Raw genomic sequence first — 6,000 nt, forward strand, 5'->3', positions numbered from 1 at the left:
AGCTGCGTCGCATAGGCGTCATCCGCGTGCCATTTCCCATGGCGCCTTGACACGCTAGAGGTCCACCCGCATCATCTCCCAAGGGCCGCCGTTTTCACGCTGGACGCATCTCCAGGAGGGCACTAGCGATGTCCGATGACTACCCCCCTCGCGAACCTAGTGAGTATCGCACCCGCGGCGAGAAACAGGAGAAAGAGGAGAAGGAGCGGCGAGACCGCCAGGAAAAGGAGGAGAAGGGGGCCAGCGACCGCCCTGGCACCCTCACTCTAGCTCTGGCGCTCATCTTCGCCGGGCTGGTGCTTCTGGCCGAGAATGCCGGCCTGATCCCGGGGTTGGAGGGGATAAGCACCTTCGGCATCATTCTGATGGGGGCAGGGGTGATCGTGGGCCTGGAGGTGCTGTTCCGGTATCTGAGGCCCGAGTATCGCCGTCCCCTTTCGGGGAGGCTGGTGCTGGCGATCGTCCTCTTCCTCGTTGGGGCGGGGGCGGTCATAGGTTGGGGCAGCGTCTGGCCTCTGATCCTAATAGGAGTGGGAATCGCCATTCTGGTGGGAGCGCTCACGCGGCGGTGATGCGTGGTACGTGATGCGTGATACGTGATACGTGATGCGTGATAGGTAGCTAGTGTTGGCACCGCTCACGCGTCACGTATCACGCATCACGAATCACGAATCACGCATCACGTATCAGAGTCGGTTGAAGTCCCAGTTCACCAGCCCGTCCCACAAGTGCCGCAGGGGCGTCCAGGGGGTGTCGCGGCCGATGCAGCGGAAGTAAGGCGGTTCGTAGGCGCGGATCAGGTCGCCGATGCGGTAGCGAGCCAGGATCGGGGTAGATGCTACCAGGCTTCCCGTCTCGCCGGGCTGCATCTCGTGCAGCATCTTGACGCCCGTTCGCGTTTCCACCTCCAGGAAGAAGAGGTCGTAGTTGGGCACCCAGGCGCGTTTCTCGTCCCGTTGCTGGCCGAACATCCCCTCGGTGGCGCCGTAGATCTCGTACACGTCCACCGGGCCATATAGCGCCCGCAGCACCGGCCTGTATCGGGTGTTGATCCCCGGAACGCTGCCCAGGGTCATCACCTGCACTTGCCACAGGTCCTTGGGGTAGACTCCATGCTCCCGGCGGAGGTATCGTCCGAAGTCCACCGCCGTCGGGGCCACGCCTCCCACTAGCTTGACGTCTTCCTGCCGGCAGCGTTCATAGGCCAGCTCGAAGCGGCGGTCCCAGTCAGCGATGGTCTTGCCACCGCCCAGCGCATCTATCTCCTCCTGGGTCGGGAGGGAGCGCACGGGCGTCTGCGCCGAGACATGCTTGACGTAGATGCCGGAGCTGTAGCCGTACTCCACCTCCCGCTCCCCCACCCGTATGGTGCCCACCACGGAGGGGAAGTTGAGATTCAGGTTGACCCCGCGGAACACCTCGAAGCGCTTCGTCTGCAGGGCGTAGTTCACCACCGCCCGGGCGGCGCTCACCCGCACCCTGAGGTCGGTGGGCGTCATGGGGATGAACTTGGAGATGCCCTTGGTGCTCCCCCGAGTGATGGCCCACCCAATGGGCTCCTCGTAAAGGAGAAGCTCCGTCTCGCCCCCCATCACCCGCCGGATGAGAGGCTCGTAGGACTCGTAGGTCATTACCGGGAAACGCCGCCGGTATTCCTCGATGGACTCGACGGAGGAAGCGCCGCGTTCCCGTCCGTAGCCCGTCCGGGCGTAGCCCTGCAGGAGCCGGTTCAGCACTGCCTCCTGCGCCGCCGCTGGGTTGGTGACCCCCTCGTGCCAGGGTTGCACCATCTGGGTCAGGCGCTCCATCATGGCTGCCACGTCGGTGGGCTGCATCTTGCGCCTCCTTCGGAGAGCTCAACAGCGGGAGATCGCTCCCGCTCGTACGTCGCGATCGTAACCCGAAGCGCCCCATCCGTCACGCCGCAGGCGCAGGGCCTTCCTCAGGTGCACCTGGAACAGGGTGGTCTTCTGCAGCAGGTCTCCGAGAGTCGGACGAACGAAAGGCAGGCCCAGCGCTCGATCGTCCCACCGCAGGAGAAGCTGTTTGATGCCGTCGGACGTCCCTTCTCGGATGTGCCTATCAGCATCCGCCAAACCTCTCCTCCCGCACCGGCGGGAAAGGGCCCGAGCGCAGCAGGCACCGGGAGGCAAGGCGCGCACGCGCACCCATCGAGCGGAGGCGCACCTACAGTGCATTCGGGCCTCTTTTCGCAATCTGAGCGCAGCGCAGGACCTGAGCAGCGGTGCACATCGGGATCCGTACCGTCAGCCCCCGGCGGTCACGTGCTCGGTTGACAGGAGACGCCCGGAGCTCTATAGTGCCCTTACCAGCATCCAATCTCCGCCCCGAGGTGCGCTCGTGTTCAGAAAGGCCGTCTTCGACCCGGCTCAGCTCATAGACACGAACATCCCCGAGAACACCACTCTCAGGGGTGAGCTCAAGTGCGATGGGAACCTCCACATCGGCGGCCTGATCGAGGGCGGTTCCGTCGAGTGCTCCGGCAACGTCATCGTCAGCGAGAGGGCCGTGGTCAAGGCCGACGTTAGGGCGCGCAACGTCTCGGTCATGGGCACGGTGGAGGGTAACATCCTAGCGGATAAGGTTGAGATCCTGGATGGCGGCCGTGTCGTGGGAGACGTAGACGTGGTGGACCTGCTGCTCGACGAGGGAGGCATCGTTCGGGGACACGTGCTCATGCGCAAGGGAGAGCCAGCCCAGCCCGAGCCCCTGCCCCTTTCCGAGTCGAGCCCGTCGGTCGACGAGCCCAGGCCGGACGGAATCAGCCCACCCACGGCCGACTCGGCTGGGAGTTGAGCGCGGCCCGACGCGCTCCCGCTCGCTCCGCCCGCGCCTCGCTCAGGCTGCTTGCCGCCACATAGAGGAAGCCCGCCGCGTACAGCGCCAGGAAGGGAATGGCGTAGACGCTGCCCCGGCTCGCCGCCACGGCGATCGCCACCAGCGCGTAGGCCGCCATCCCTAGTTCCCCTAGCGTCCAGCTATCGGCCCCCACCACGTAGTGTCGCCCCCGCCAGTCGCCCCTCCTTCCCACCAGGCTGTACTTGGGGGTGCGCTCGAAGGCACCCCCGTCCGACCGCAGAGCGCGGATCACGGCGCGCGTGCTGCTCACGGCCAGTCCCGTCCCCAGCAGCACCAGAACGGGCAAATACGCCAACCGGCGCCATCCTGCGCCTCCCTGCATGGCTTGCGACAGGATGTAGAGAGTGGGAGGGCCCAGACTGGCCAGGCCCAAGAAGGTCAGGTGGAAGCGCAAGCCGCCATCCAGCAGCAGCAGTGGCAGAGACACCAGGAGCAGCACCAGCATCAGCGGGTGGCCCAGGTACCCGCCCATGTGTATCAGGCTCTCCACCTTCTGGCCCAACGATAGGCGGGAACGTAGCACGGGCCCGGCCAGGTAGCGCAGGCACTGGACGCTGCCAGTGGCCCAGCGTCGCTGCTGGCTCTTGAAGGCCGAGACCGTGGGCGGCACCTCTGCCGGCACCACCACCTCGGGCAAGTACAGCCCGCGCCATCCCGCCAGCTGGGCCCGGTAGCTCAAGTCCAGGTCTTCGCAGAGGGTGCGCGCGCTCCAGCCGCCTGCCCCTTCGATGCAGCGGCGCCGCCATATCCCCGCCGACCCGTTGAAGTTCATGAGCAAGCCGCTTCGCTGACGGGCCGGCTGCTCCACCACGAAGTGACCGTCCAGCGCCAGAGCCTGGGCCCGCGTCGGCACAGAGTAGCCCTCGTTGATGTGCCCCCAGCGCGTCTGCACGAACCCCAGCCCCCTGTCGGCCGCCAGGTAAGGCACCACGCGTCGAAGCCAGTTGGTAGGCGGGACGAAGTCGGCATCGAAGATGGCGATGAACTCGCCTCGGGCCGACGCCAGGCCGTTCGCCAGCGCTCCGGCCTTGTAGCCGGAGCGCTCGGTGCGATGCAGCACCGTTACGTCCAGCCCGCGCCGCCGAAGCCGCGCCGCCATCGAATCTACCATGGCGTGGGTGTAATCATCGCTGTCGTCCAGAACCTGGATCTGGAGCCGATCGCGAGGGTAGTCCAGCCGGCTCACTGCCTCCAACAGACGTCGCACCACCCAGCGCTCGTTGTAGACCGGAAGCTGCACCGTCACCGAGGGCCACCATCGAGGCTCCTCGGCCCTAGACCCACGCCGATGGCGGAGGAAGAGGGCGGTCAGCACCAGCGAATTGAAGCCGTAGGTCGCCAGCAGCAGGGCCGCCAGCAGGTAGATTGCACTAAGGAAGTAGGACAGGTACACGACAGAGCTATCCTTTCGCCGGGGCCAGGCTAGTATAGCACCCCCCACAAGTCGGGCAAGGGGAGGAGACAGGAGGAAAGGAGGGAAGGAGGAAAGGAGACAGGAGGAAAGGAGTGAAGGAGACAGGAGACAGGAGGCGAGGAGTAGAGGAGACGGAAGGGGAGGAGCCGGGCGGTGGCCGCGGGGGCAGCCGCTCTATCGTCAGGTGGCTGGCTGCTGCGAGGCCAAGCAAGGGCAGGCTAGAACTGTGCTCCAGCGAAGGGGGTACCGCCAACCACCCCGCCGAATGACCGCCCCGTCCTCTCCCTGCCAGCGAGCACCTTCCCTTAGCCGCCTCCAATCATTCCCTCCTGTCTCCTTCACTCCTCCCCCTCCTGTCTCCTTCCCTCCTTTCCTCCTGTCTCCTCCCCTCCTTCCCTCCTTCCCTCCTTCCCTGCTATACTCGCGCCCACGGAGGCAGCAGTTGCGCTTGGCCCTCGTCTGTTCCTGGCTCAACCAGTATGGCGGCGCTGAGCGGGTCCTAGAAGCGGTGCACGAGATCTGGCCCGAGGCCCCCCTCTACACCAGCATCTACGACCCCGGGGCATTGCCTCCCCACTTCCGGAGCTGGGACATCCGGCCCACCTGGATGAACCGCCTGCCAGCGGTCAGCCGCCGCAGCCGGCTGTACTTGCCCCTCTATCCCCTAGCATTCGATACCCTTCACCTGGAGGGATTCGACGCCGTCGTCAGCATCAGCAGCGGATTCGCCACCGGAGCCCGGTGTCGGTCCGCGCCTCACATCGCCTACTGCCTGACCCCTCCTCGGTTCCTCTGGGGCTTCCAGGACTACCTAACCCGCGAGGGCATGGCCAAGTGGCAGAGGGTGGGGGTGAGGGCACTGATCCCCCTTCTGCGCCAGTGGGATCTTCAGGGGGCCCGACGGGTCAGCCACTTCATCGCCATCGCCGGAGAGGTCCAGCGGCGCATCCGGGCTATCTATGGGCGAGAGGCACCCATCATCTACCCTCCCGTGGACACAGACCGCTTCCGACCCGGCTCTCACATGGACGATTACCTGCTGGTGGTGGGGCGGCTGGTGCCCTATCGCCGAATGGACTTGGCCGTGCGTGCCTGCAGCGAGCTTGGGCTGCCCCTCAAGGTGGTGGGCGAGGGCCGCGCCCGCCCTCAGTTGGAGGCCCTGGCCGGTCCCACCGTGGAGTTCCTTGGCTGGCTGCCCGACGAAGAGGTGACCAAGCTGGTGCAGGGATGTCGAGCCCTGGTGTGGCCCGGGCTAGAGGACTTCGGCATCGCCCCCGTCGAGGCCCAGGCCGCCGGCCGACCGGTCGTAGCCTACGCCGGGGGTGGCTCACTAGAGACTATCGTGGACGGGGAGACGGGCATCCTGTTCTCGGAGCAGTCGGTGGAATCACTGTCGGCGGCCTTGCGCCGATTGGACCAGACCGCTTTCGATCCGGAGGTCCTGCGCCGCAGTGCCCTTCGCTTCGACAAGGCCATCTTCCAGCAGCGATTGTGCCAGTTCGTGGAGAGGGCCGCTACAGAGGCACAGAGGCACGGAGAAGGGTCTAGGAAGTAGATTCTGCCTCCTGGGAGTCAGCTTGGCATACGTCCTGATTCCCTGTAACCTGTGGCCTGTTTCCTATCTCTGTGTCCCGTGCCTCTGTGGCGTCTTTGCTTGAGTAGGTGACGATGGAACTACGCGAATACTGGCGCATATTGCGGCGCTA

General features: G+C 65.6%; 6 protein-coding genes. 3 read left to right on the plus strand and 3 right to left on the minus strand.

Going from position 1 to position 6,000, the window contains the following annotated elements:
* The first annotated feature begins 128 nt into the window (after positions 1-128).
* Complete coding sequence (locus HPY83_10950) at positions 129-572, plus strand: hypothetical protein (protein ID NPV08460.1); 444 nt, start codon at positions 129-131, stop codon at positions 570-572.
* A 114-nt stretch (positions 573-686) separates the two neighbouring features.
* Here HPY83_10950 and HPY83_10955 read toward each other — a convergent pair whose 3' ends face one another.
* On the minus strand, positions 687-1,835 hold the full coding sequence (locus tag HPY83_10955) for a hypothetical protein (protein NPV08461.1): 1,149 nt from the start codon (positions 1,833-1,835) through the stop codon (positions 687-689).
* Positions 1,836-1,856: 21 nt separating this feature from the next.
* On the minus strand, positions 1,857-2,096 hold the full coding sequence (locus HPY83_10960; GenBank protein NPV08462.1) for a hypothetical protein: 240 nt from the start codon (positions 2,094-2,096) through the stop codon (positions 1,857-1,859).
* A 265-nt stretch (positions 2,097-2,361) separates the two neighbouring features.
* Here HPY83_10960 and HPY83_10965 point away from each other — a divergent pair, with 265 nt between their 5' ends.
* A complete protein-coding gene (locus HPY83_10965; GenBank protein ID NPV08463.1) occupies positions 2,362-2,817 on the plus strand; it encodes a polymer-forming cytoskeletal protein in 456 nt (151 codons plus the stop codon).
* Here HPY83_10965 and HPY83_10970 read toward each other — a convergent pair.
* Positions 2,783-4,273: a glycosyltransferase gene (locus HPY83_10970; protein NPV08464.1), complete on the minus strand. Its 1,491-nt coding sequence runs from the start codon at positions 4,271-4,273 to the stop codon at positions 2,783-2,785. The two genes, HPY83_10965 and HPY83_10970, sit on opposite strands and share 35 nt — an antisense overlap.
* A gap of 463 nt (positions 4,274-4,736) precedes the next feature.
* On the opposite strand from HPY83_10970, the gene HPY83_10975 reads away from it, so the two are divergent.
* A complete protein-coding gene (locus HPY83_10975) occupies positions 4,737-5,849 on the plus strand; it encodes a glycosyltransferase (protein NPV08465.1) in 1,113 nt (370 codons plus the stop codon).
* Positions 5,850-6,000: the final 151 nt, after the last annotated feature.

The sequence above is a fragment of the Anaerolineae bacterium genome (assembly GCA_013178015.1).
Classification (GTDB): Bacteria; Chloroflexota; Anaerolineae; order DRVO01; family DRVO01; genus Ch71.